This is a genomic window from Ponticaulis profundi, from assembly GCF_042659465.1.
Taxonomy (GTDB): Bacteria; Pseudomonadota; Alphaproteobacteria; order Caulobacterales; family Hyphomonadaceae; genus Ponticaulis; species Ponticaulis profundi.
The window spans coordinates 130,443-152,854 of record NZ_JBHSSW010000017.1 but is presented as its reverse complement, the minus strand read 5'-3'; the positions used below and the strand labels follow the sequence as shown (position 1 = coordinate 152,854).

Sequence of the window (22,412 nt, the reverse complement as noted above, 5' to 3'; positions counted from 1 at the left end):
GAACACGCATACCGCAGGGGTAGTCCACTACCTTTTGCGTGTGGATGGGTTTCAACTTTCAGGCTTAATCGCGTCGAATATCCAGGCAACGGATTTGACCGGGTCGCCCTGCATCATCGCCTGGATCGGAAAGGTTTTCAGGCCTTCATCGGCAAGGCGCGTCAATGCGGCGCGAACATCCTGCGCCGTGAGTGCACAGGCCAGCATGCCCTGCATCCGGTCGGCATGGGCAAGGTTTTCATCATGCACTTTCTGCAGCCAGTCGAGCATATCCTCCAGCGTATAATACTGACGGCGCTGAAACATCAGCATGGTGCCGGTGAGCGTGTGGGTCGCCAGCGCATGCCCGGTTTTGGAGAGTTCATCAATCGCTGCGCGCGGCGCATTCAAGCCCGCTAGTGCGGCTTTCAGTTCTTCCTGAACATCAGGGAGAGAGGAGCGTTCTGCGGCATGCTGGGCGCGAAAGACCCGCATGGATGCAGGGATGAAACCGGTCGCCGAAAACGCCTCACAGGCCTGAAGGGCGGTGCGACACTCTTCGGCAATTACGCCCTCGCTCATATGAACAATGGCGGTAAATCGACCACCGGGGGCGAGCAGGCTGGCAACTTTTGGCGCGGATTCGTGCGGGCCTGCGTATTCAAAGCCGAACTGACTGACAATCAGATCAAAGCTTTCCGGTTCCAGCGGCGCGGCTTCGACAGAGCTGACAACGCCCCGAACTTCCGGAAACCGGCCTTTCAGTATGTCGATTGCGGCATCTGAAATATCGAGACCCGTCAGATTTCGATACCCCATGCGGTAGGCATGCTGGATCACGCCCCCTGCCCCACATGCGAGTTCCAGGACACGCGCATCTGCTGAAACGCCCGAAATCCGGTCTTCCCAGAAGGTCCCTAATTCAAGATCGGATTCCACGCCGGGCAGTTCATAGACCTGCTCGTCACCTGCTTCGCGCCTGCCCAGCCAATATGTCTGCCACTCTGTGCCGTCCGCACTGTCTGAGGTCATGCGCTCCCCTTTGGAAAAGTGTCGTTATCCTCGACTCCATTCCAAAGGTTATATTTGTGCATGACAACCGAGAGGCGATCAGATTTCAGAAAATTCTGAAGCCACGCATGAAGATGCGGCAGATCCAGCCCGTCGAACCATTCCTTGTCCGGAATGCGGAACTGGCGCACGAACGGCGCGATGCCGGCATCCAGAAAGGTGAACCGGTCTTCGAACAGATAGCCTGTGCCTGACAGGCGCGCATTGAGATCGCTGAGAATGTCCAGACCTGCGCTGCGATGCTCCAGCTCATCCACATCATCATAGCGCGTGGCGTATTTATACCGGTCGAGATGATGCTTGAATGGGCCGTCATTGCGCGTGATCAGCGCATCAGCAGCCGATTTGTCTGCACGCCAGGGCGCCAGCCAGTCCTGCGGGTCTGAGGCGTTGAGCGCCCAGAATGCAACATCCAGACTTTCTTCCAGAACCGTGCCGTCTGGCAGCACCAGCACAGGCACCGTCCCCTTGGGCGATGCCTCCAGCATGGCCTGTGGTTTGTCGCGCAGCAGGATTTCACGATGCGTGCAGACGATCCCACTCGACAAGATGGCCAACCGCGCCCGCATGGCATAAGGGCAGCGGCGGAAACTGTAGAGAATGGGGCGGGTCATCAGGCCTCTTCGGCGTCGCGTGTCTTGCGTCGTGTCTCCGGGCGGGCATCGGGGCCCATGCCAACTTCACCGCGCTCCTTTGCGAGCTTCAGCTGAAGCTGGCGTTGACGGAAACGTTCGCGGTCATTCTCGGTGTATTCATCAATGCAATAGTCACACGACACACCGGGCACATAGTTGGCCGATTTCTGGCCTTCCGGGCTGACACCCCGCCCGCAGGCATGGCAGCTGATATACTCACCGAGCTCCAGACCGTGCTTGATGCCCACACGCTCATCGAAGACGAAGCATTCACCCTGCCAGAGGCTCTGCTCTTTCGGCACGGTTTCCAGATATTTCAGAATGCCGCCCTTGAGGTGGTAAATGTCGTCATGGCCCTGCTCTTTCAGATAGGCGGTCGCCTTCTCGCAGCGAATGCCGCCCGTGCAGAACATGGCAATCTTCTTGGCATTGCGCGTACCGGGCGGGCCAATGTGCTCGTCTGCCCATTTCGGAAACTCACGGAAGGTCCGCGTTTCCGGATCAACAGCGCCCTGGAACGTGCCCATGGCGAACTCGAAATCATTGCGCGTGTCGATGATCAGCGCTTCCGGATCTGAAATCAGCGCATTCCAGTCTTCAGGCTCGACATAGGTGCCGACCGTCCTGTTCGGATCAATACCGGGCACGCCCATGCGAACAATCTCTTCCTTCAGACGAACTTTCATCCGTTTGAAAGGCTGCGTTTCGGCGTGAGAGTATTTCACTTCCAGCTCACCAATGGCCGGAATGGCCTGCAGATAGGCGATCATCTCGCCCATACCGGCATCGCTCGGACAAGCGATGGTGCCGTTAATGCCTTCACTGGCGATCAGGAGACTGCCGCAGACATCCAGCGCATGCGCTTTTTCGCGGATCGGTTCCTGCCAGGATTCGAAATCAGCAAAAGGCGTGAACTTATAAAGAGCGGCAACAGTGTATTGGGTCATAGCGCGACATACAGCAGGTTGAGGGGAAACTTCAAGACGACAGATAAGCGAATGGCGGGCGATTACAAATTGATACAGTGCGATTTGAAATATCGCCTGACGAACTCTCAAGGATTGAAAACCTGCAAACCGGAAATCTTGCCTATCGTCTCATTCTTGTCTTGCAATAACATAAAAAGGGAGTATCCGACCACGCATGTCTGCCACTCCTCAATCGTCGGCTTCCCCGAACATTTCCACCCCTGAATTCGTCGCCATGACGGCCTGCCTGATGGCGCTGAATGCGCTGGCAATCGACGTCATGCTGCCCGCAATGTCCGAGATCGGACGTGCGCTGAACGTTTCCAATCCGAATGATGCTCAGTTCATCGTCGTCGTCTACATGTTCGGTTTCGGCTTCTCTCAGCTTGTCTGGGGACCGGTCACCGACCGGTTTGGCCGCAAGCGCGTCCTGACGGGCGTGCTGATCGCTTATGTGCTGTTCAGCCTGGGCTGCACGCTGGCGCAGGACTTCACATCCCTGCTGATCTGGCGCTTCTGCCTCGGCATTGCGTCTGGCGGGACACGTGTGATCGCGACCAGTGTCGTGCGCGACCTGTATGTCGGACGCGGCATGGCCCGGATCATGTCGTTGGTCATGACCGTCTTCATGGTGGTACCGATCCTCGCGCCCATGCTCGGCCAGCAGATTCTGTATGTCTTCCATGTCTGGCAGAGCACATTCGGTCTGCTCGCAGCCGGTGGTTTCGCCATGCTGATCTGGTCATTCTTCCGCCTGCCGGAAACGCGCCCGCCGGAAGACTGCACACCGATTGACCCGGCCTCGGTTCTGAAAGCCTACAAGACCGTGTTCGAAACCCGCGAAGCCCTCGGCTATGTGCTCGGCAGCGGGATCATTTTCGGCGCGCTTTTTGCCTTTGTTTCGTCCTCAGAGCAGATCTTCAATGACGTCTTCAAGCGTCCGGATATCTTCGTTTACTGCTTTGCCATTCCGGCAGCAGCGCTCAGCATTGCGAACTTCACCAACTCCCGCATTGTCGAAAAACTGGGCCAGCGCCGGATTTCGCATGCCGCTGTGATCGGCTTTTCGTTTTTCAGCCTGGTGCTGCTGACTGTGGTGCACTTCTTTGGCCCGAACCTCGTTGTCTTCATGGCGCTGTTCGCCCTGATCTTCATGAATTTCGGCTTTATCGGCCCGAACTTCAATTCCATGGCCATGGAACCACTGGGACGGATCGCGGGGGTCGCATCCGGCCTTCTGGGCTTTGCGACCACCACAATGGCGGCGGCGATTGGCGGATTTATCGCGCATCAGTTCAACGGCACGCTGACGCCAGTTGTCACCGGCTATGTCGGGCTCGGACTGCTGACGCTGATCATCGTCTTGTTCACCGAGAAGGGGAAGCTCTTCTCTGCTGGCGAGGATGCGCCGGACAAGGCGTAGCGTTTCAGGTCTCGCGCGTCTCGTAAGCTGTACGGGCGCGCGTGATGGCCTCCCGGTTCTCTTCTGCCCAGATCCAGACACTGCAAAACGCTTTACTGAGCCCAAGTCCGAGTTCGGTGAGTTCATAAACCACTTTGGGCGGAACAACGGGAAAGACTGTCCGCGTCACCAAGCCGTCACGCTCCATTGCCCGAAGCGTCTGTGTCAGCATTTTCTGACTGATCCCCTCACAGGCACGGCCGAGTTCACCGAACCTGCATTCACCTTTTTCCGTCAGGATCTCGATCAGCAGCATCGTCCATTTGTCGGCGACGCGGCCGATGATTTCCGTGACCAGCCGATCCAGCTCAGGGTCCGGATCCGGAATTGCCCTCAATTCTGAGCGAAGTTTTTCCTTAGACAATTCAGCATACTCTCTTTTGGGTAAGTATAATTCTTTTGGGTGCCTACTTTCGAAATTATACCAAGGATATCATGTGTCGCCAGAGCTATCGAAAAGGTGTCACTCATGATCTTCACCAACAAAAAAATTCTGATGACTGGCGGCAATTCGGGTATTGGCGAGGCGCTTGCCGAAGCTCTTCAAGCCAAAGGCAATCAATTGCTGATTACCGGACGCAAGCCAGAGTCGCTGAAAAGCACACTCGACCGCAATCCGGAGATGCATGGCTACAGTCTCGATGTGACGGATCAAAAGTCACTGAATGCGCTCATTGAGAGCGTTCTGAACGACCATCCAGATCTTGATGCGGTCATTCTGAATGCGGGCATTATGGAAGATGAAGATTACACCGCTGATCCAGTCTCTCTCGACAGTGCCAGGCGCACAATCACCACAAACCTGAGCGCTGTCATCGACCTTGCTGCGGCTTTCCTTCCGCACTTGCAATCGCGCCCCGAAGCCGCGCTTGTGACGGTGTCCTCAGGATTGGCGTTTGTTCCCAAGGCCTCGCATCCGGTCTATTCGGCAACAAAGGCAGCCATTCATTCGCTGAGTCAGTCCTGGCGTTACCAGCTGCGAAACACCCATGTTCGTGTTCACGAACTGGCACCTCCCATGGTCGCAACAGAACTGACACCCGGCCAGTCAGAGCGCGAAATGGCGATGCCCTTGGCGGCCTTCACAGAAGAAGTCGTCGAGATCATGTCTGGCGAAACAGTGCCCGATGAAATTCTCGTTCAACGCGTCCACTTCCAACGTTTTGCGGAAGCTGAGGGTCGCTATGAGCAAGCTTTTGATGCGGTGAACAGCTAACGAAAAAGGCCCGCACGTTTGCGGGCCTTCTTTCAAATGCTTGCTTTTGATCCGATCAGACCAGCTCGCTGGCGCTTTTTTCGACCAGGCTGACCACATCGCTCATGATCTCGTTCAGCTTGTAGTCTTTCGGCGTGTAGACGCGTGAGACACCCACCTGTTTCAGGACCAGCTCATCTTCCGGCGGGATGATGCCGCCAACAACGAGTGGAATATGTCCGATACCGGCATCCCGCATCTTGGCCGCAACATCACGAACGAGGTCCACATGGCTGCCGGACAGGATGGAAAGGCCGACCACATGCGCCTTTTCCTCAACAGCCTGTTTGACGATTTCTTCCGGCGTGAAACGGATACCGTCATAGCGCACATTCATGCCAACCTTGCGCGCCTTGGTGGCAATCTGTTCGGCGCCGTTGGAGTGACCATCGAGGCCCGGCTTACCGAGCACATATGTGATCGTCCGTCCGAGCATTTCCGATACGCGCTCGACTTCGGCCTTGATTTCAGCCTCTTTCGTTTCCGGGTCAGCAGACAGAACAAGCGAAACGCCGGTTGGTCCGCGATACTGGTCAAAGACTTCGCGCAGGACACCGCCCCATTCGCCCGTCGTGACACCGGCCTTGGCCGCTGCAATGCTGGGCTCCATCATGTTGCGACCTTCAACAGCCGCAGAGCGCAGATTTTCCAGAGCTGTGTCGACTGCCTTGGCATCGCGGTCTGAACGCCACTGCTTCAGCTTGGCAACGGTGTCCGCTTCCAGAAGCGGGTCAACTTTCTGAATGGATTTCTCACCCGCAGAGAGCGGGCTGTCTTCGGTCTCTTTATAGGCGTTCACACCGACCACCATATGGTCGCCGTTTTCAATGCCCGCCACGCGCTGGCGCTGGCTTTCGACCAGCTGTTCCTTCATGTATGGCACGGCTTCGACCGCGCCGCCCATTTCATCAATTTTAGCGAGTTCTGCGAGCGCCTTCTGGCTCAGCTCATTCGTTTTCGCTTCCACGACATGGCTGCCGTCAAAGAGATCCTCATATTCGAGCAGGTCTGTCTCATAGGCGAGGATTTGCTGCATGCGCAGAGACCATTGCTGGTCGAACGGACGCGGCAGACCCATGGCTTCGTTCCAGGCAGGCAATTGCAGGGCCCGGCAGCGCGCACGTTTTGACAAGGTAACAGCGAGCGCTTCGATGAGAATACGATAGACGTTGTTTTCAGGCTGCTGCTCGGTCAGGCCAAGCGAATTCACCTGTACGCCATAGCGGAAGCGCAGGGCTTTCTCATCGGTCACGCCATAACGATCCCGACCGATTTCTTCCCACAGGTCGACAAAGCTGCGCATCTTGCAAAGCTCGGTCACAAACTTCACGCCTGCGTTCACGAAAAAGGAAATACGACCGAAAACGGTCGCGAAATCCTCATCCGGCACCTGCCCGCTTTCCTTGGTCGCATCCAGAACGGCGCAGGCCGTTGCCAGCGCATAGGCAAGCTCCTGCTCTGGTGTCGCGCCAGCTTCCTGAAGGTGGTAGGAGCAGACGTTCAGCGGGTTCCATTTCGGCGTTTCGACATAGCACCAGCTCACCATATCCGCGATCAGCCGCATGCTCGGCTTTGGCGGAAACACATAGGTCCCGCGCGACAGATATTCCTTGATGATGTCATTCTGCGTGGTGCCACGCAGCGCCTTGCGATCTGCGCCCTGCTCTTCAGCCAGCGCCACGTAAAGCGACAACAGCCAGGCGGCCGGCGCGTTGATGGTCATGGAGGTGTTCATCTCCGCGACCGGAATTTCGTCAAACAGGGTGCGCATGTCGCCGAGATGGCCAATCGGCACACCAACTTTGCCGACTTCACCGCGTGAGAGGACATGGTCCGCGTCATAGGCCGTTTGCGTTGGCAGGTCGAAAGCGATGGAAAGGCCAGTCTGTCCCTTGGCAAGGTTCCGGCGATAAAGCGCGTTGGATTCTGCAGCCGTTGAGTGGCCAGCATAGGTCCGGAAAATCCACGGCCGATCCGGCGCGTGTTGATATGGCGTCTCAGTCATTTTTGTTTTCTCCCGACCATCAGATAACCCGACGAAAATGTGCAATGCAACATAAAGTGAGCCAGATAGCATTATTGTTTAGATGATTTTGCCCTTCCCCTTGGGAAACAGCCTCCTCCAGAATACACACAGGCCGGTCAATCCTGAAGTCAGGAAGCTGGCGTTTCATTCTGCGGTATTTTAGTTTCACAAACTGCATTCTTTTGCTGTGTGGGATCAGCTTAACCTCACTTAACGCATCAGACGAAATGAAGTTTCACACCCTGATCAGCACGCCTGACGATTGGCGCTCTCAGATGAATTTCTGCAAGAGAGCGAGCAGGCCCGCAGGAGATGTCCACTCGAAGACGTCGCACTATCAACTGTTTTATATAGAGTTTTAAGACTTTCATTCGTGAAGGGGCGAATGGAATAAATGCTCGGCGATCTGAAATCCGAACATAGTCCCTGCTTGGGAAGAACAGAAACCAGTCTATCGCCTCTCGCGAACACCGTCGCTGATTCCATCGTAACGATGGCTTGCGCGCGTCCATCCCTATTCGCGCACGCAAAAATTTTTTCTACGCGAATTTCTCGTGAAGGATCACCCCAAACCCGCCGTGATCGCAGGACTTTCTACTCGTCAAATCCCAAAAATGTTCGAATAATTTGCCCCAAGCTGTTTTTGCGGCGCAGCATTTTCGGTTGACACCGGCGTCACATTCGTCAGTTTACCTCGCCATGGTCCGGTAGCAGACAAACAAGGTCGCACCGGGTATATTGATGTTCTGTTCTTGGGGAGAACGCTATGACTGCTGCGACTCAATCGCGCGAGAAAAAAGACCTCTACGCTATGGGCGAGATTCCGCCCGAGTTCCACGTTCCGAAATTCATGCATGCCTGGGCGATCCGCCGTGAACGCCATGGCCGCCCGAACCAAGCCATGCAGCTGGAACAAGTGCCTGTACCGGAAATCGATTCCGACGAAGTGCTTGTTCTCGTGATGGCGGCAGGCGTGAACTATAACGGCGTCTGGGCTGGCCTTGGTGAGCCGATTTCTCCGTTTGATGTTCACAAGGCGGATTTCCACGTCGCAGGTTCTGACGCATCCGGCATTGTCTGGGCTGTTGGCCGTAAGGTGACACGCGTCAAACCCGGCGATGAGGTGGTCATCCACTGTAATCAGGATGATGGTGACGACGAAGAGTGCAATGGCGGCGATCCGATGTTTTCGCCAAGCCAGCGCATCTGGGGCTATGAGACACCAGACGGATCATTCGGCCAGTTCTGCCGTGTGCAGGCGCGCCAGTGCATGCCGCGTCCAAAGCATCTGACCTGGGAAGAAAGCGCCTGCTATACGCTGACGCTGGCGACCGCTTATCGCATGCTGTTCGGCCACCGCCCGCACGTGCTGCGTCCTGGTGAAAACGTGCTTGTCTGGGGCGCTTCCGGCGGCCTTGGCTCCTTCGCAACGCAGCTTTGCGCGGTAACAGGTGCGCACGCCATTGGCGTTGTCTCCGACGAGTCCAAGCGCGACTTCGTCATGAGCATGGGCGCGAAAGCGGTTCTGAACCGCAAGGATTTCGACTGCTGGGGCCAGCTGCCGAAAGTGAACGGTCCAGGCTTCAAGGAATACATGAAAGAGTCCCGTAAATTCGGTAAGGCGATCTGGGAAATCACCGGCGGCAAAGACGTCGACATGGTCTTTGAGCACCCGGGTGAATCAACCATGCCGGTCTCCGTGCTTGTTGTGAAACGCGGCGGTATGGTTGTGATCTGTGCCGGTACGACCGGCTTCAACCTGACCATGGATGCGCGCTTCCTCTGGATGCGCCAGAAACGTGTCCAGGGCTCTCACTTTGCGAACCTGAAACAGGCATCGCAGGCAAACCAGCTGGTCATTGACCGCCGGATTGACCCTTGCATGTCGGAAGTCTTTGCGTGGGCTGACATTCCTGAGGCACACGAGAAAATGCTCGATAACCGCCACCTGCCAGGCAATATGGCCGTTCTGGTCAACTCGCCGAAGCCAGGCCTTCGCACCGTTGAGGATGTGCTGGAAGTCGGACCGCTTTCGTAAGACAAGACGGATGACCGCATAAACACTCAAAGCCCGGGTACTGCCCGGGCTTTTTCGTTCGCTTATTCAGGAAAACAGCAAACCCGTGTCAGGCGGCTGCTGACTCGAGCGTCTTTGCGCGCAGACCTAGGCTGAGCATGACCTTGCCGACAAGGCGGTTGGATTCGGTACGCGCCGCCAGAAGGCTTTTCTGAACCGGCTCTCCCTCGACATCATCCAGCGGCGTAATGCCGGTCGCCATCATATTGCGATAGCCGACGCGGTCCACGAGGCCGTAAATCAGGTCGACATTCGTGTTTTCGGTAAAGCTCTCCAGCTGTTCACGAACGCTGTCGCCGACTTTTGTGCGGAGATGAGAGCGACGGTTGATACACATGAACCAACCAAAATCATGGCGATTGTTCTGAGCGGCATGTCGACGCACGAGATCTATCAGCTGCGCATATGGGCGAGACGCCTGCATGCTCGGCCCGCTGGTCGGCATGATCTGATAGAGGTCGATCGGGCTTTCTGTCACGGTCGTGATCACAAGGTCCGCCATCAGGTGCGCGGCGATCACTTCCGGCTTCCAAACGGAGGCAGTGTCGACGATCATCACGTCATAACCGCGGCGTTCAGCCTCGGTCATTTCCTGACGGAACATGATCTGCCAGTCCTTCACGTCAGGCTGACCGCCCGAGCACAGAAGATCCTGAACATTCGGATGACTGAGATCGGCAAAATCGCGACAGGCTTCAAAGCGTGCCAATGGCTTCGTACTTGTTTCCAACTCGATCACGAGCGTTTTGAAACCGCGCAGAGTCAGCGCAGTTGAAAGTACAGCCGCCAAAGTCGTTTTTCCGGTCCCACCCTTAAAACTACCTATGGTAATGACTTTCATTTTGTCCCCTTGGCCAAAAGAAATGGTTGTTTACTCTGATGGGAACGCTGCAAGCTTCGTACCACGCCCAAGAGCGGCCATTAACAAAAAAGTAACCGAAATTTCATTGAGAAAGCAATCACCCTCACGCCTTGCCCACAAGAAGCTGTAAGACCTGAACGGCATTCAGGCATCCCCGCCTGAATTGAAACGGTTTATTTTGGCACAAACCACAGAAGACTTTTGCTTCGCCTGAGCGAACACTTCACCTAACTTTACGGCAGTCAAAGAAAACGGGGCCTGTTTCCAGGCCCCGCTCACAATCGATTCGATAAGATCAGACGCGTTTAGAACCCGAGCGAGGTCGCATAACGGTCCTTGTGATAGCCAGCGCCGCCATAGAGCGCTTCCTGCACGCGGGCGCGCTTGATGTAGAAACCGGAGTCGTGCGCATCCGTCATGCCGATACCGCCATGCATCTGGATGGTTTCGTTCGACACCAGGTGAAGCGTATCACACGCCCGCGCCTTGGCCAGAGATGCCATTTGCGAGATGTTGTTTGCGTTCTCATCCAGCGCAGACAAGGCCGCGGCGACACATGACCGGGTCTGTTCCAGCTCCGAGAACATGATGGCTGCGCGGTGCTGCAAAGACTGGAACGAGCCGATCAGCTGACCGAACTGCTTGCGGGTCTGCAGGTATTCATGCGTCATCTCAAACGCTGCGATGGCGGTTCCGAGCATCTCAGACGCCATGCCGATGCACGCCCGATCCAGAATGCCTTCCAGAATATCCCAGCCGCCGTCTACAGGGCCGAGCACATCATCCGCGCTGACCTCGACGCCATCAAAGCTGATATTGGCAGCGCCGTGGTAATCCAGTGTCTTGAGTTCCTGAACAGAAATGCCGGACGCATCGCGCGGGACGAGGAACAATGTGATGCCGGCTTTGTCACCTGGCGCACCGCTTGTCCGCGCGGCCACGATGAGAAGATCTGCCGAATGACCATCATCCACGAAGGTTTTCTTGCCGGTCAGCGTAAAGCCGGAGCCTGATTTCTCGGCCTTCATGGCCGTTTTCAGCGGCGCGTGATGGGTTTTCTCATCAACTGCGAGCGCGGTGGTGATCGCGCCCTCGGCAATCTTTGGCAGAAGCTTTTCGCGTTGCGCAGCCGACCCGCCAAGCATGAGCGCCGAAACGCCGATCAGAGCGGTTTGCAGCAGCGGTGTCGACGCAAGTGTGCGCCCCTGCGCTTCCAGCACCTGTCCCAGACCGACATAGCCGAAATCTGATCCGCCAAATTCTTCTGGAACGAGCACCCCTGCCCAGCCCATTTCCGACATGCTGGACCAGCTATCGGCATCCTTGCCATTCGCGCCAGCATCGCGTTGCTGACGGAAATGCGTGAGCGACAATTGCTCTTTTGAAAAGTCCATCGCTGCATCACGCAGCATGTTTTGTTCTTCGGTAAGTACGAATGTCATGAGAAAGTATCCTCAATTTCTTTATTCGCTTGGACGGAACTGAACCATCTAACTGCAGCGAACGTAATCCCGGCGGTAAGAACCGAAATCGTAAACATTAATGGCAGCCGATCCGCGGCCAGCCCGACATTCCACACCAACCATGCAAACACGATGGGCGCAGAAAGGCTGAACGCGAGCCCGCATAGAATCAGTGGCGCTGTCTTTGCTCGTCCAGCCAGCAATCCGCCGACTAGCGAAATTGCAAAAAATGCTATCAGAGCGATGTCCGCGCCAAACTGACTCACGATTAGCCCTTGTGATCCTGCAAGCCGAGCACGCGCTTGGCCACGACGTTGAGGTTCACCTCTGACGTGCCGCCCTCGATCGAGTTCGCTTTTGCACGCAACATGGCCTTCGGCGCAGTCAGCTCTTTCTCCGAGAAGCCTTCGCCTTCCCAGCCAAGCCCCTGGAAGCCCATCGCCTCGACCATCAGCTCGGTCTTGGACTGGTTGAGCTTTGCTGCTGCATATTTCACGATGGAGGCCGTATGGCTGACTTCGCCGGTTTTGGACTGTTCGCCCATGCGACGGACCGTGAGGTTGAAGGCTTTGTCCGCCATCATGTGGTCAGCGAGACGCAGACGCAGATCATCATCATCCAGCTTGCCGTTTTCCTCGCCAACATAATGCTTCGCGATCTCATAAAGCGGCATAGCACCCGGCGCGGAACCGAAACCGCCCGCTGAAATGTTCGTGCGCTCATACTGAAGCAGGCGTTTGGCAATTTCCCAGCCACCATTCAGGCGACCCACCATCTGCTCTTTCGGCACTTTCACATCGGTGAAGAAGGTTTCGCAGAAAGGAGATGAACCGGAGATCAGCTTGATCGGACGCGTCTCGACGCCTTCGCTCTCCATATCGAACAGAATGAAGGAAATGCCTTCATGCTTCACACTCGTGTCGGTGCGCACGAGGCAGAAGATCCAGTCGGCTTCATTCGCATATGACGTCCAGACTTTCTGACCGTTGATCAGCCAGTGATCGCCCTTGTCTTCACACTTTGTCTGGAGACCGGCGAGGTCGGAACCGGCACCCGGTTCGGAATAGCCCTGACACCAGCGGATTTTGCCGTGAACAATGTCTGGCAGGAAGCGCTTTTTCTGTTCTTCATTGCCGTACTCAATGAGCACAGGGCCGAACATCCAGAGACCAAAAGAGTTGAGCGGCGTGCGCGCCTTGATACGTTTCAGCTCTTCTGCGAGCACGCGGGCTTCGGCCTGAGAGAGACCACCGCCGCCATATTCCTTGGGCCAGGTCGGCGCTGTCCAGCCTTTTTCGGCCATACGTTCCAGCCAGACCTTCGATTCCGGGTTCTTGAATTTTTCGCCGCGGCCACCCCAGACGATCTCGTCTTCGGGCATGGGTGTACGCATGGATGGCGGGCAATTTTCTTCCAGCCAGGCGCGTGTTTCGGCTCGAAACTGCTCGAGTCCGGTGTCCATTCCATCTGCCATGTCAAAAGCCTCCCTGATGACATTATTCTTTCTGAGCATGCACTCTGTGATTTCACAGTAGTAAACTATCTCAATAGTTTAGCATAGCAAGCTGCCGCATGGGGAAGCCAAGATAAAATTTGCGTCGAAAGCGCGCTGATGACCGGTATTTAAAAGCGCATGAAAGGACTTTTATCCGGTCCGGTTTCAATTCCGAAAATATTGACCAGGTGGACCAGCATCAACAAGGTCCAGAAGGCAGAGAGCACGATGAACAAACGCCAGGGCAAAACACGCGGGCGCATGTCATCGCGCGGCAAACCTGCACGGTGCGACGAAAGGAAAAACAGGCCAACCCCGAAGACGAGCCCCACCAGCGTTATGATCAATTCAAGCGAATAGCCAAACATCGCACTCTCAATTTCCCCGGGACAACGCATGTCTTTTCAGCAAAAAACTGCCGCAAGCGCCATCGCCAACTGCCCAAACATTTATCGGAACCAGATTGTCACTTGCTTCATTACCTTCAAGTGCAGATTCCGCAGTTGCGAAATGGCAGAGTAGGAAAGATCAGACGCAACCTGCAAAAACCACGGACCTTTGGGGAAGCTTTTTGCCATCACTCAGCGAGAAATGGGACGAACTGATCGGATCTCTGGCTTTCGATCATCTGATCTCCGCACTAGTCCTGATCGGCGCGATCGCCGTTGGCCTGTTCATCCACTGGCTTGTCTTCAAACTGCTCAGCCGGGCCACCCGCACGGATTCTGAAAGCCTGCTGGCGCGCGTTTTCAAACGCATGAAGTTTGTGACGCGGATCATCGCCATCATTGTCGCGATAGAACTGGTCATGCCGTTGATCTCAGTTCCGGGCGACTGGCGTGTCGGTCTTGATCGCTTGGTGTTGATCATGCTGATCGGCACGACAGGCTGGCTTGTCAATCAGATCGTACGCGCGCTGACCGAAGCGCGGCTCAACAAGTACGATATGGACGCCGAAGACAATCTGGAAGCGCGCAAAGTCTCCACCCGGATGAAGGTGCTGCGCCAGATGATGACCATGCTGATCATGCTGGTCACGATTGCGGCCATGCTGATGATCTTTCCAAGCGTTCGCACGGTTGGTGTCTCACTGTTTGCATCAGCCGGTGTCGCAGGCATTGTCATTGGCTTTGCCGCCCGCCCCGTGCTCGCCAATTTGCTGGCCGGAATTCAGATCGCCCTCACCCAGCCGATACGGATCGGCGACGCCGTCATCATGGAAGGCGAATGGGGCTGGATTGAAGAAATCACCGCCACCTATGTGGTTGTAAAGATCTGGGACTGGCGGCGGCTGATCGTGCCGCTGACACAGATCATCGAAAAGCCATTTCAGAACTGGACGCGCGAAACCTCCAACATTATCGGCAGTGCCATCTGGCATCTCGATTATACCGCGCCGGTTTCCAAAATGCGTGATCGGCTGAGCGAAATCCTCGACGAGTCAGAGCTGTGGGATGGCGAAGTCAAAGTGCTTCAAGTCATCAATACAAGCGAAGAGACGATGGAAATCCGCGCCCTGATGAGCGCGCGTTCGAGCCCCGTCGCATGGGATTTGCGCTGCGAAGTCCGCGAGAAAATGATCAGCTGGCTGCAAAAGGAATATCCAGGCGCGCTTCCACGTCGTCGTGGGCAGTTGCAGATCGACGACAGCAAAATCCTCGAATCCTTCGCCAATGGCGACCAGAATGGCGGCGGAGAGAAGCATCCATCCATGTCGGAACAGATCGACTTCCCGGAAGATCGCGACGAGGCTAAGAAAAAATCACCGCCTGATCCGGCCTAGGCTTCACGCCGCGCCTGCATGGCAAGCTGGCGAAGTCTGACGCGCCGCTGCACATTCGGCGAGAGCCCATGTTCCGTCTTGTCCCAGAAGAATGGCGCACGCCAGAGCTCGACAAGCGCCTTGATGGCGGCAGCGGTCTGTAGCGGCCAGTATAACGGCGCCGTTGCGAGCGCCAGAAGCCGGAAAAGCGTGAAGCTGCGCAAGGTTGCGAGCGTCGTCACCGCATGGACGGACAAGCCTGTCAGATAGAAGAGCAGCGCATAGTCAGGCGGGCGCCACCCAGGGACCAGAAGGATTAACAGAAACACGATGGCAATCGGCCCGTGAAAGACGGCGGACAATACCGAACCACCCAGCAGCAGATAGGCCGAGATCCAGCGGACGACACCCAATGCGCGCATATGTTCAAAGGGATGGCGCGAAAACACACCGAAGGTCTGCATGAAGCCTTTGATCCAGCGCGATCTCTGATTGACCCATTGCTTCAATCGCACGGGCGCTTCTTCATAGGTCGGTGACCAGATCGCCCCGACACGGTATCCGTGCGCCGCCAGTCTCAGGCCGAGATCTGCATCCTCCGTCACATTATACGGGTCCCAACCGCCAATGGCTTCGAGCACGTTCCGGTCAAGATGATTGCTGGTACCGCCCAGCATGACCGGCATGTCAAATGCCGTCAGTCCCGGCACAATCAGGCCGAAATGTACAAAGTATTCCAGCTCGAACTGTCGTGCGATCCAGGCTTCATCTCCATTGTCCGGTATCAAAGGCGCCTGAACGCAGGCAAGCTGGCGCTTCCTGCCATTGGCGCGCGCTGCACGAAATGTCCTAACGGCTGCCTTCAGCTGATCAGGCGACATGTGATCTTCGGCGTCATAAATCGCCACATAGTCACCACGCGCGAGCGACAATCCGTAATTCAGAGCCCGCGGCTTTGTCTGAATACGCCCTTTCGGGATGACAATGATCCGGAACTGCGACGGCAGCGACATCTGCTCGAGCAATTCACGCATGGCGACATCATCCGCTTCGATCAAAATCTGTATGTCGAGCAGATGCTTTGGATAGTCGATCGCCATGAGTGCGCTCACGAGCCCCTCAATAACGGCGAGTTCGCGGTATACCGGAACCAGCACGGTGTATGGTGGCCAATTCGTCTCGCGTCTTCCGGTAAAATGCTCGATGACCTGCAAGGCAGGCCGCACCACAAAACCCGCAATGGCGATGACGATGCGAAAGGACATAACCGCCAGAAAGGCTGCGAAGGCAAGCACACATCCAATCAGAAAAAGCAGCCCTGGCTTAAGCAGCAAGATTAAACCCAGCACCATGCCGAGCCGTTTCAGCAAACCTTTCTGAAACGCATTCAGACCATGCATGCAACTCGCAGCCGAATGATGTCTGGAGAGAAAGAGCTCAGCATGCTCAATGCGCCTCGCCGCCTCGCTTGCTGGAACGAAGAAGCATTTTGCAGGCTGACGACGCCTGGCTTTGCGCACCAGACGCGCCCGATGCCGTGACTGCATACCCGTTTACCCCCATCCCTCAGGATGAAGATTAACGAAATATTTACTTTTGGTCGAATCTTTTTATAATTCGACTTTCGATTGTCTACTTAACCAGACTGGCGGCTTCGAACATCTTGCTGTGCAACCGGGCCAGAAGATCGATGTCTGTGTTATAGCCACCGCCCATCACGCCCACAACGGGATAGCCTTTCTCCCGCACGCGTTTCAGCACATAGCGGTCACGCGCCGCGATGCCAGCCTCGCTGAGTGCGAGCTTGCCCAGCCGGTCTTCCTCATGCGGATCGACCCCTGCATTGTAATAGACAAGATCGGGAACGAACTCGGCGAATGCCTGATCGAGCGCGCGTTCCAGCGCGTTCAGATAGGCCTCGTCTCGCAGCCCGGCCTCCAGTCCGAAATCGAGATTGCTTGGCACTTTGCGGGTCGGCCAATTGGTCTCGCAGTGAACAGACACGGTGTAGACATCCGGATCGTCGGCAAAAATGTCGGCCGTCCCATCGCCCTGATGGACATCGCAATCAATGACCATCGCCCGGCCGATCACGCCCTCTGCCTTCAGGGTTTTCACGGCAACGCCGACATCGTTGAAAACGCAGAAACCGGCACCGCCATCGCGTCTGGCATGATGACTGCCACCGGCCGCATTGCAGGCAATCCCTTCGTCCATCGCGATACGACCCGCCAGAATGGATCCGGCACAGGAGAGGCGCGAGCGACGCACCACATCTTCATGCAGCTCAAAACCGATCTCGCGAACCTTCTTGCGATCGAGCGTCAGATCGAACGCGCCGCGGACATAGTCATGCGAATGCGCGCTGGCGATTTCGTCATAGCTGGCAGGCTCTGGCGTGATGAATGGATTGGTACCGGAAACAATGCCGCGCTCTTTCAGAAGACGTGCCGTCTCTGCGTATTTCCGCATCGGAAACCGGTGATCGTCTGAAACAGTTTGTGCGTCGTAATCGGGATGCTGGACAACCGACAACATGGAGACAGGCTCCTTCGTTTGGTTCTGATCTTTTAAAGATCCGCCCCGACAGCCTCCTCCAGGGAAGACAATCCATCCTGCTCCAGACACTGGATCAGGCCTTCATTGATCTGCTGGGGCAGCTCAATGCCTTCATATACGAGAGCAGAATAGAGTTGGACGGCCTGTGCACCAGCCCGAATTTTTGCATAGGCCTGATGCGCATTTGCAATGCCGCCCGCCCCAATCAGGTCAAACCGCTCACCCAGTTCGCGCGCGAACATGGCCAGGACCCGCGTGGAAAGGTCAAAAAGCGGCGCTCCGGACAGGCCGCCCATTTCGCCCTTATGCGGGCTTTGCAGCGTATCCGGGCGCTCCAGCGTTGTGTTGGAAACGATCAGACCTGACAGCCATGCGCCCTCACCCCGAACGACAGCGGAAATGTCGCGCACAGCCTCTTCATCCAGATCCGGCGCCAGTTTCAGGAAGACCGGACGGTCCGCAATGCCGGCATGTTCTGTCCGGACACGCTCCAGCGCGCTGCCACACCGTGTCAGCAAAGCGCGAAGGGAGTCCTTGTCCTGCAGACCGCGCAGCCCCGGCGTGTTGGGCGAGGATATGTTGATGGTGATGTAGTTGCAGACGGGATAAACCGCGCGAATACCAAGCTCGTAATCGGCGATCTTGTCTTCGGTCAGCTTGTTCGCACCGACATTGGCGCCGACCGGCACATGACCGGAATAGCGCTGAAGATTGCCGATGAAGGGTTCAAGCCCATCATTGTTGAAGCCCATGCGATTGATCACCGCCCGGTCTTCGCGCAGGCGAAACAGGCGTGGCTTCGGATTTCCAGGCTGCGGTTCTGGTGTAACCGTACCGCACTCGACAAAGCCGAACCCAAAGCGCGACATCGGGCCGGGGACTTCCGCATTCTTGTCAAAACCCGCAGCCAGCCCGACCGGAGACCGCAGCACCAGCCCGGAATGTCGAAGCGTCATGCAGATACGTGCGTCCGGCGCACTGGCGTTTGCAGGCACTAGGCCAGACTTCAGCGCCTTGATGGTCAGACCATGCGCCGTTTCCGGATCCATTCGCGTCATCAGCGACTGACCAAGCTTCATAAGCGCCATTCATCTTCCCCGTTTTGCGTGATGGCGAAGAGATAGCGCGTTTACCCGACGGCGCAAAGCGGACGCGGGTCATGCATGATAGGTTGATATTCCTATATCTTGTGGTATCTACATGAATAAATACCCAAGGAGGGGATGATGAGGCATGCGGATATGTGGCGCGGGATTGACTTGCTCGCGGAACGTCACGGCCTCTCGGCCTCCGGCCTTGCCCGCGCGGCCGGCCTTGATTCCACATCCTTCAACCGCTCCAAACGACAATCAAGAGATGGAAAGCCCCGCTGGCCTTCAACGGAAAGTGTCTCCAAGGCATTGGAAGCTGTCGGTGGCACGTTCGAAGAGTTTGCCGATCTGGTAGAAGGTCGCCCCGGCCGCTCAGTCCCGCTGATCGGTCTTGCGCAGGCAGGCTATGATGGCTTTTTCGATGACGCCGGTTTTCCGGTTGGCGAAGGCTGGGATTCGGTGCGTTTCCCGGGCCTGCGCGATGAGGCGGTCTATGCTCTGGAAATTTCAGGCAATTCGATGGAGCCGGTTTACCGCGAAGGAGACCGCGTGATCGTGGCGCCAGGCGCACAGATCCGGCGCGGGGACCGGGTGATTGTCAAAACACTGGAAGGTGAAGTTCTGGCCAAGACGCTGGGGCGAATGACCGACACGCAAGTGGAACTGATTTCAGCCAATCCAGACTATCCGGTGCGCCAGACGCCGCGCAACATGATCGCCTGGATGGCCCGTATTCTGTGGGCCAGCCAGTAAAGTCTGAGCAATTTACAAAAAATTTCCACAGGTCTGTTAAGACTTTATTAACTCGCGGCTTGCGTGATTCGACGAATACGTCGAGTCTTTTTGATGGACGCATAACCCCCGAGGCCGCCAATGACGTTTCTGAACAGCATGGATTCGCTCGAACTGTGGCGCACTGTCATATCTGATGAAGTCAGGGCTGACCGCCCGGACCTGACCCTTCGACAGCAGGCGATCCTGCTCAACATCTATATGAAGCCTGCACCGCATACGGTCCGCGGACTTGCCGCAGATCTGAACATCACAAAGCCCGCCGTAACGCGGGCGCTGGACACCCTTTCCCGTCTCGACCTTGTGAGACGGAAAAAGGATCCGGATGATCTACGCAATGTTCTGGTACAACGAACCGTCAAGGGTTCGGTCTATCTCAGCGATTTTGCCGAGATGATTCAGGCGGCAGCGACAAAGGTCGACCAACGCGAATTAGACCGCCGGGCCGTCGCCTGATTTCAGAAGAGCGCCTAGCCTTCGGCGCTCTCGACAGCTTCCTTGCTGCCTTCTTTTTTCTGGTCACCCGCATCATCAGCCGGAGCTGCTGAGCGCGCCAGAACCGCTTTCAGACCCGCATCATCTGCAGGCTCTTCTTTTGAAGCGGCTTCACCGTCTGACGACCCGTTATCCGAGTTCTCAGACTTGGTTGAGCGGCGCGGCGAACGACGACGGCGCGGAGCGCTGCTCTTGGAATTGGAGGATGCCGCGATCTCGTCAGGGCCTTCGCCCTCACCGTCGACAACCTGAAGCCCATCAACCTGAACATCGTCGGATGATTTGGAAGAGGATTTGGACTTCTCATGATTGCGAGAAGACGTCTCCTCGTCATTGTCACGGGAATCATCATCATCGTCATTGTCAGATTCGTTGCGTGACTCCTGAGAGTCATCCTGATTCTGCGGTGGACGATCCTTCGGCTGATACATCGCCATAATGCGGAAGTAATGCTCAGCGTGCTGGTAGAAAGCTTCAGCCGCAATACGGTCGCCAGCTGTCTGGGCGTCCCGGGCGTACTGAAGATATTTGTCGTAAATCTGGTTGGCGTTGCCGCGAATTTTCACGTCAGGCCCGTTACTTTCATAGGAACGATTACCCGGATTGCTCGGCTTGCGCCCACGCCCGCGTTGGCGTTTCATAGATCCATCCTGCGTCTGCTGATAGCGTTAAAGCTCAGTCGGCACCCCATTCGCCTAGTTCGGAACTAGCCTCTAGCGAGAAAGATGCCGGGAAAAACAAACTGCGCTTAGTTCGTTTGCCCTTGCCTAGCGTCTTCAAACGATTCCGCCAAGCCCTTTTTTACTGTTGGACCATTCCAACCACACGATTGTGCCCAGAAAAGTCCTTGCGAACGGTAAATTCAGCAAATCCATGCCCTTCCGCAAGACTTTTCAGCAGTTCAGCCTGATCGAACCCAATCTCGAAAAGCACGGGAACACCGGACCGAAGCCTCTCAGACAGCAATATCAGCAAGTCCCGATACGCGTTGAGGCCGTCCGATCCGCCATCGAGCGCCAGTGCCGGGTCATGACGTCGCACCTCCGGATCAAGACCGTCCAGATCGCCTGTCGGGATGTAAGGCGGATTGGAAATGACGAGATCAATCTCCGCTAGCTGGTCCTGCGCCACGGCCCAGCTTCCCTCCAGAAAGCGCACGCGGTCCTGCAGAGACATATGGTCAGCGTTTTCTCGCGCAAGCGACAAGGCATCCGGGCTGATATCGACCCCCAAACCCTGCCAGGCGGGGCGCTCCTGCAGAAAAGACAGCAAGAGACAGCCAGACCCGGTGCCCAAATCAATGACCCGCCCGGCGCTTTGTCCGGCAGAGGCTTCAAGGGCCGCCTCGACCAGACGCTCACTGTCCTGGCGGGGCGCCAGAGCGCGGCTGTCCGTGCGAAAGGTGCGACCAAAGAATTCAACCACGCCCAGGATCTTCGATACCGGTTCACGCTCCGCCCGGCGGGTAATCATAGCCTCATAGGATGCCCGAACATCGTCTGACACCATGTCATGTTCACGGAGAATAAAATCGCTGCCAGAAAAGCCCGCAGCCGCGAGCAGAAGGAGCTTTGCGTCCCCGCGCGCATTGTCCAGACCGTCCTCAAAGAGCCTGGCAGCGCCCTGACGCAGCAAATCTGCAAAGGTCACTCCCATTACGCGCGCTCCAGACGATCACCGGGGCGTATGTGCCCGCCTTCGGACACCAGAGCATAGACACCCAGAGTGTTTCGCTGAAACAGTCGAAACAGTTCCGGCACGAGGTTCAGATCATATATGCCGGTCTGCGGGTTTGCGTGCGTCGCCTTGCAGCGCTTTGTTGGCTTCAGTACCTCCAGCACAGCGCCGCCCAGTTTCAGCCGGTTGCCTGGCTGCCAGTCATCTTCGGCCCATGGCGCCATGCCACTCAAATGCACATTCATGCGAAAGCGGGATGCTTCAACAGGCTGGCCCAGCGCATCAGAGAACGCTTCGACGCTTGCCAGATTGAGCAAAGAGACTTGCCCGGAGTGATGATCGGTGAAGCGGTGCCCGTCAGGCCCTTCCAGGACTTTCAGAGGTCCCGCGAACTGATCGCCAAACTGAGCCGATAGAAAAGAAGCAAACTGCTCACGGCCATCCATATCCGCGAGCGAAAAAATCGACGTCACACCGTCGAGTTCTATTTCAAAATCACCGCTTTCATCATCGAACCGGGTTCGCGCGCGCGCCAGCTCTGCAGCGCGTGCCAGAACGGTGAATTTCTGCTTGGAAATATGGCCCGGCGCTGCCGGATCAAAGCCGGATGGTCCGTTTTCAATGGCGAAGAGCCGATCACACGGAAAAAAGGCGCCAGCTGTCAGCTCTGCCTGATCAATCTCCTCAGGCGAGAAGCCTTTCACAGGATAGCGATAAAGGGCTGCAATCTGCCCCAGAGCCAT

General features: G+C 56.4%; 21 protein-coding genes. 6 read left to right on the top strand and 15 right to left on the bottom strand.

Going from position 1 to position 22,412, the window contains the following annotated elements; all coding sequences use genetic code 11:
• Positions 1-51: 51 nt before the first annotated feature.
• From ACFQDM_RS13110 to trhO, 3 genes are read right to left on the bottom strand one after another with little or no spacing between them, the layout of a single operon-like run.
• Entirely contained in the window at positions 52-1,011 is a 960-nt protein-coding gene (locus ACFQDM_RS13110) for a class I SAM-dependent methyltransferase (RefSeq protein ID WP_377379753.1), read from the bottom strand.
• On the bottom strand, positions 1,008-1,664 hold the full coding sequence (locus ACFQDM_RS13105; protein ID WP_377379752.1) for a glutathione S-transferase: 657 nt from the start codon (positions 1,662-1,664) through the stop codon (positions 1,008-1,010). The genes ACFQDM_RS13110 and ACFQDM_RS13105 overlap by 4 nt, the downstream gene beginning before the upstream one ends.
• Positions 1,664-2,632 carry an oxygen-dependent tRNA uridine(34) hydroxylase TrhO gene (gene trhO / locus ACFQDM_RS13100; protein WP_377379751.1) on the bottom strand — a complete coding sequence of 323 codons (969 nt, stop codon included), beginning with the start codon at positions 2,630-2,632 and terminating at the stop codon, positions 1,664-1,666. The genes ACFQDM_RS13105 and trhO overlap by 1 nt, the downstream gene beginning before the upstream one ends.
• A gap of 196 nt (positions 2,633-2,828) precedes the next feature.
• Here trhO and ACFQDM_RS13095 point away from each other — a divergent pair, with 196 nt between their 5' ends.
• Positions 2,829-4,076, top strand: a complete 1,248-nt coding sequence (locus ACFQDM_RS13095; RefSeq protein ID WP_377379750.1) for a multidrug effflux MFS transporter — start codon at positions 2,829-2,831, stop codon at positions 4,074-4,076.
• 4 nt (positions 4,077-4,080) lie between these two features.
• Here ACFQDM_RS13095 and ACFQDM_RS13090 read toward each other — a convergent pair whose 3' ends face one another.
• Positions 4,081-4,479 carry a winged helix-turn-helix transcriptional regulator gene (locus ACFQDM_RS13090; RefSeq protein WP_377379749.1) on the bottom strand — a complete coding sequence of 133 codons (399 nt, stop codon included), beginning with the start codon at positions 4,477-4,479 and terminating at the stop codon, positions 4,081-4,083.
• 105 nt (positions 4,480-4,584) lie between these two features.
• Between ACFQDM_RS13090 and ACFQDM_RS13085 the strand changes: the two genes are divergently transcribed.
• Entirely contained in the window at positions 4,585-5,331 is a 747-nt protein-coding gene (locus ACFQDM_RS13085; protein WP_377379747.1) for an SDR family oxidoreductase, read from the top strand.
• Between the two features lie 55 nt (positions 5,332-5,386).
• Here the strand turns inward: ACFQDM_RS13085 and ACFQDM_RS13080 are convergent, their stop codons facing one another.
• Positions 5,387-7,375 (bottom strand): methylmalonyl-CoA mutase family protein, encoded by a 1,989-nt coding sequence (locus ACFQDM_RS13080; protein ID WP_377379745.1) that lies wholly within the window; start codon positions 7,373-7,375, stop codon positions 5,387-5,389.
• A gap of 787 nt (positions 7,376-8,162) precedes the next feature.
• Between ACFQDM_RS13080 and ccrA the strand changes: the two genes are divergently transcribed.
• Entirely contained in the window at positions 8,163-9,434 is a 1,272-nt protein-coding gene (gene ccrA, locus ACFQDM_RS13075; protein WP_377379744.1) for a crotonyl-CoA carboxylase/reductase, read from the top strand.
• Positions 9,435-9,522: 88 nt separating this feature from the next.
• On the opposite strand, the gene ACFQDM_RS13070 is transcribed toward ccrA, so the two are convergent.
• The 4 genes from ACFQDM_RS13070 to ACFQDM_RS13055 all read right to left on the bottom strand — a co-directional run bounded on the left by ACFQDM_RS13070 (position 9,523) and on the right by ACFQDM_RS13055 (position 13,661).
• Complete coding sequence (locus tag ACFQDM_RS13070; protein WP_377379742.1) at positions 9,523-10,314, bottom strand: division plane positioning ATPase MipZ; 792 nt, start codon at positions 10,312-10,314, stop codon at positions 9,523-9,525.
• A gap of 326 nt (positions 10,315-10,640) precedes the next feature.
• On the bottom strand, positions 10,641-11,777 hold the full coding sequence (locus ACFQDM_RS13065) for an acyl-CoA dehydrogenase family protein (RefSeq protein WP_377379740.1): 1,137 nt from the start codon (positions 11,775-11,777) through the stop codon (positions 10,641-10,643).
• 289 nt (positions 11,778-12,066) lie between these two features.
• Positions 12,067-13,272 carry an acyl-CoA dehydrogenase family protein gene (locus ACFQDM_RS13060; RefSeq protein ID WP_377379738.1) on the bottom strand — a complete coding sequence of 402 codons (1,206 nt, stop codon included), beginning with the start codon at positions 13,270-13,272 and terminating at the stop codon, positions 12,067-12,069.
• A gap of 149 nt (positions 13,273-13,421) precedes the next feature.
• Complete coding sequence (locus ACFQDM_RS13055; protein ID WP_377379736.1) at positions 13,422-13,661, bottom strand: hypothetical protein; 240 nt, start codon at positions 13,659-13,661, stop codon at positions 13,422-13,424.
• A 203-nt stretch (positions 13,662-13,864) separates the two neighbouring features.
• On the opposite strand from ACFQDM_RS13055, the gene ACFQDM_RS13050 reads away from it, so the two are divergent.
• Positions 13,865-15,076, top strand: coding sequence for a mechanosensitive ion channel family protein (locus ACFQDM_RS13050; RefSeq protein ID WP_377379734.1), 1,212 nt, complete (start codon positions 13,865-13,867; stop codon positions 15,074-15,076).
• Here ACFQDM_RS13050 and ACFQDM_RS13045 read toward each other — a convergent pair.
• From ACFQDM_RS13045 to ACFQDM_RS13035, 3 genes are all read right to left on the bottom strand, one after another.
• On the bottom strand, positions 15,073-16,602 hold the full coding sequence (locus ACFQDM_RS13045) for a glycosyltransferase family 2 protein (protein ID WP_377379732.1): 1,530 nt from the start codon (positions 16,600-16,602) through the stop codon (positions 15,073-15,075). The two genes, ACFQDM_RS13050 and ACFQDM_RS13045, sit on opposite strands and share 4 nt — an antisense overlap.
• Before the next feature lie 85 nt (positions 16,603-16,687).
• Entirely contained in the window at positions 16,688-17,593 is a 906-nt protein-coding gene (locus ACFQDM_RS13040; RefSeq protein WP_377379730.1) for a histone deacetylase family protein, read from the bottom strand.
• A gap of 32 nt (positions 17,594-17,625) precedes the next feature.
• Positions 17,626-18,702 carry a quinone-dependent dihydroorotate dehydrogenase gene (locus tag ACFQDM_RS13035; protein WP_377379728.1) on the bottom strand — a complete coding sequence of 359 codons (1,077 nt, stop codon included), beginning with the start codon at positions 18,700-18,702 and terminating at the stop codon, positions 17,626-17,628.
• Between the two features lie 135 nt (positions 18,703-18,837).
• Between ACFQDM_RS13035 and ACFQDM_RS13030 the strand changes: the two genes are divergently transcribed.
• On the top strand, positions 18,838-19,458 hold the full coding sequence (locus ACFQDM_RS13030; RefSeq protein ID WP_377379726.1) for a S24 family peptidase: 621 nt from the start codon (positions 18,838-18,840) through the stop codon (positions 19,456-19,458).
• Between the two features lie 120 nt (positions 19,459-19,578).
• The gene (locus ACFQDM_RS13025) at positions 19,579-19,953 is read left to right on the top strand and encodes a MarR family transcriptional regulator (RefSeq protein ID WP_377379724.1); all 375 of its coding nucleotides are present in this window, start codon (positions 19,579-19,581) and stop codon (positions 19,951-19,953) included.
• 14 nt (positions 19,954-19,967) lie between these two features.
• Here the strand turns inward: ACFQDM_RS13025 and ACFQDM_RS13020 are convergent, their stop codons facing one another.
• From ACFQDM_RS13020 to ACFQDM_RS13010, 3 genes are all read right to left on the bottom strand, one after another.
• Positions 19,968-20,633, bottom strand: coding sequence for a DUF4167 domain-containing protein (locus ACFQDM_RS13020; protein WP_377379722.1), 666 nt, complete (start codon positions 20,631-20,633; stop codon positions 19,968-19,970).
• 160 nt (positions 20,634-20,793) lie between these two features.
• Positions 20,794-21,648 (bottom strand): peptide chain release factor N(5)-glutamine methyltransferase, encoded by an 855-nt coding sequence (gene prmC / locus ACFQDM_RS13015; protein WP_377379720.1) that lies wholly within the window; start codon positions 21,646-21,648, stop codon positions 20,794-20,796.
• Complete coding sequence (locus ACFQDM_RS13010; RefSeq protein ID WP_377379820.1) at positions 21,648-22,412, bottom strand: MOSC domain-containing protein; 765 nt, start codon at positions 22,410-22,412, stop codon at positions 21,648-21,650. Before ACFQDM_RS13010 ends, prmC begins: the two co-directional genes overlap by 1 nt.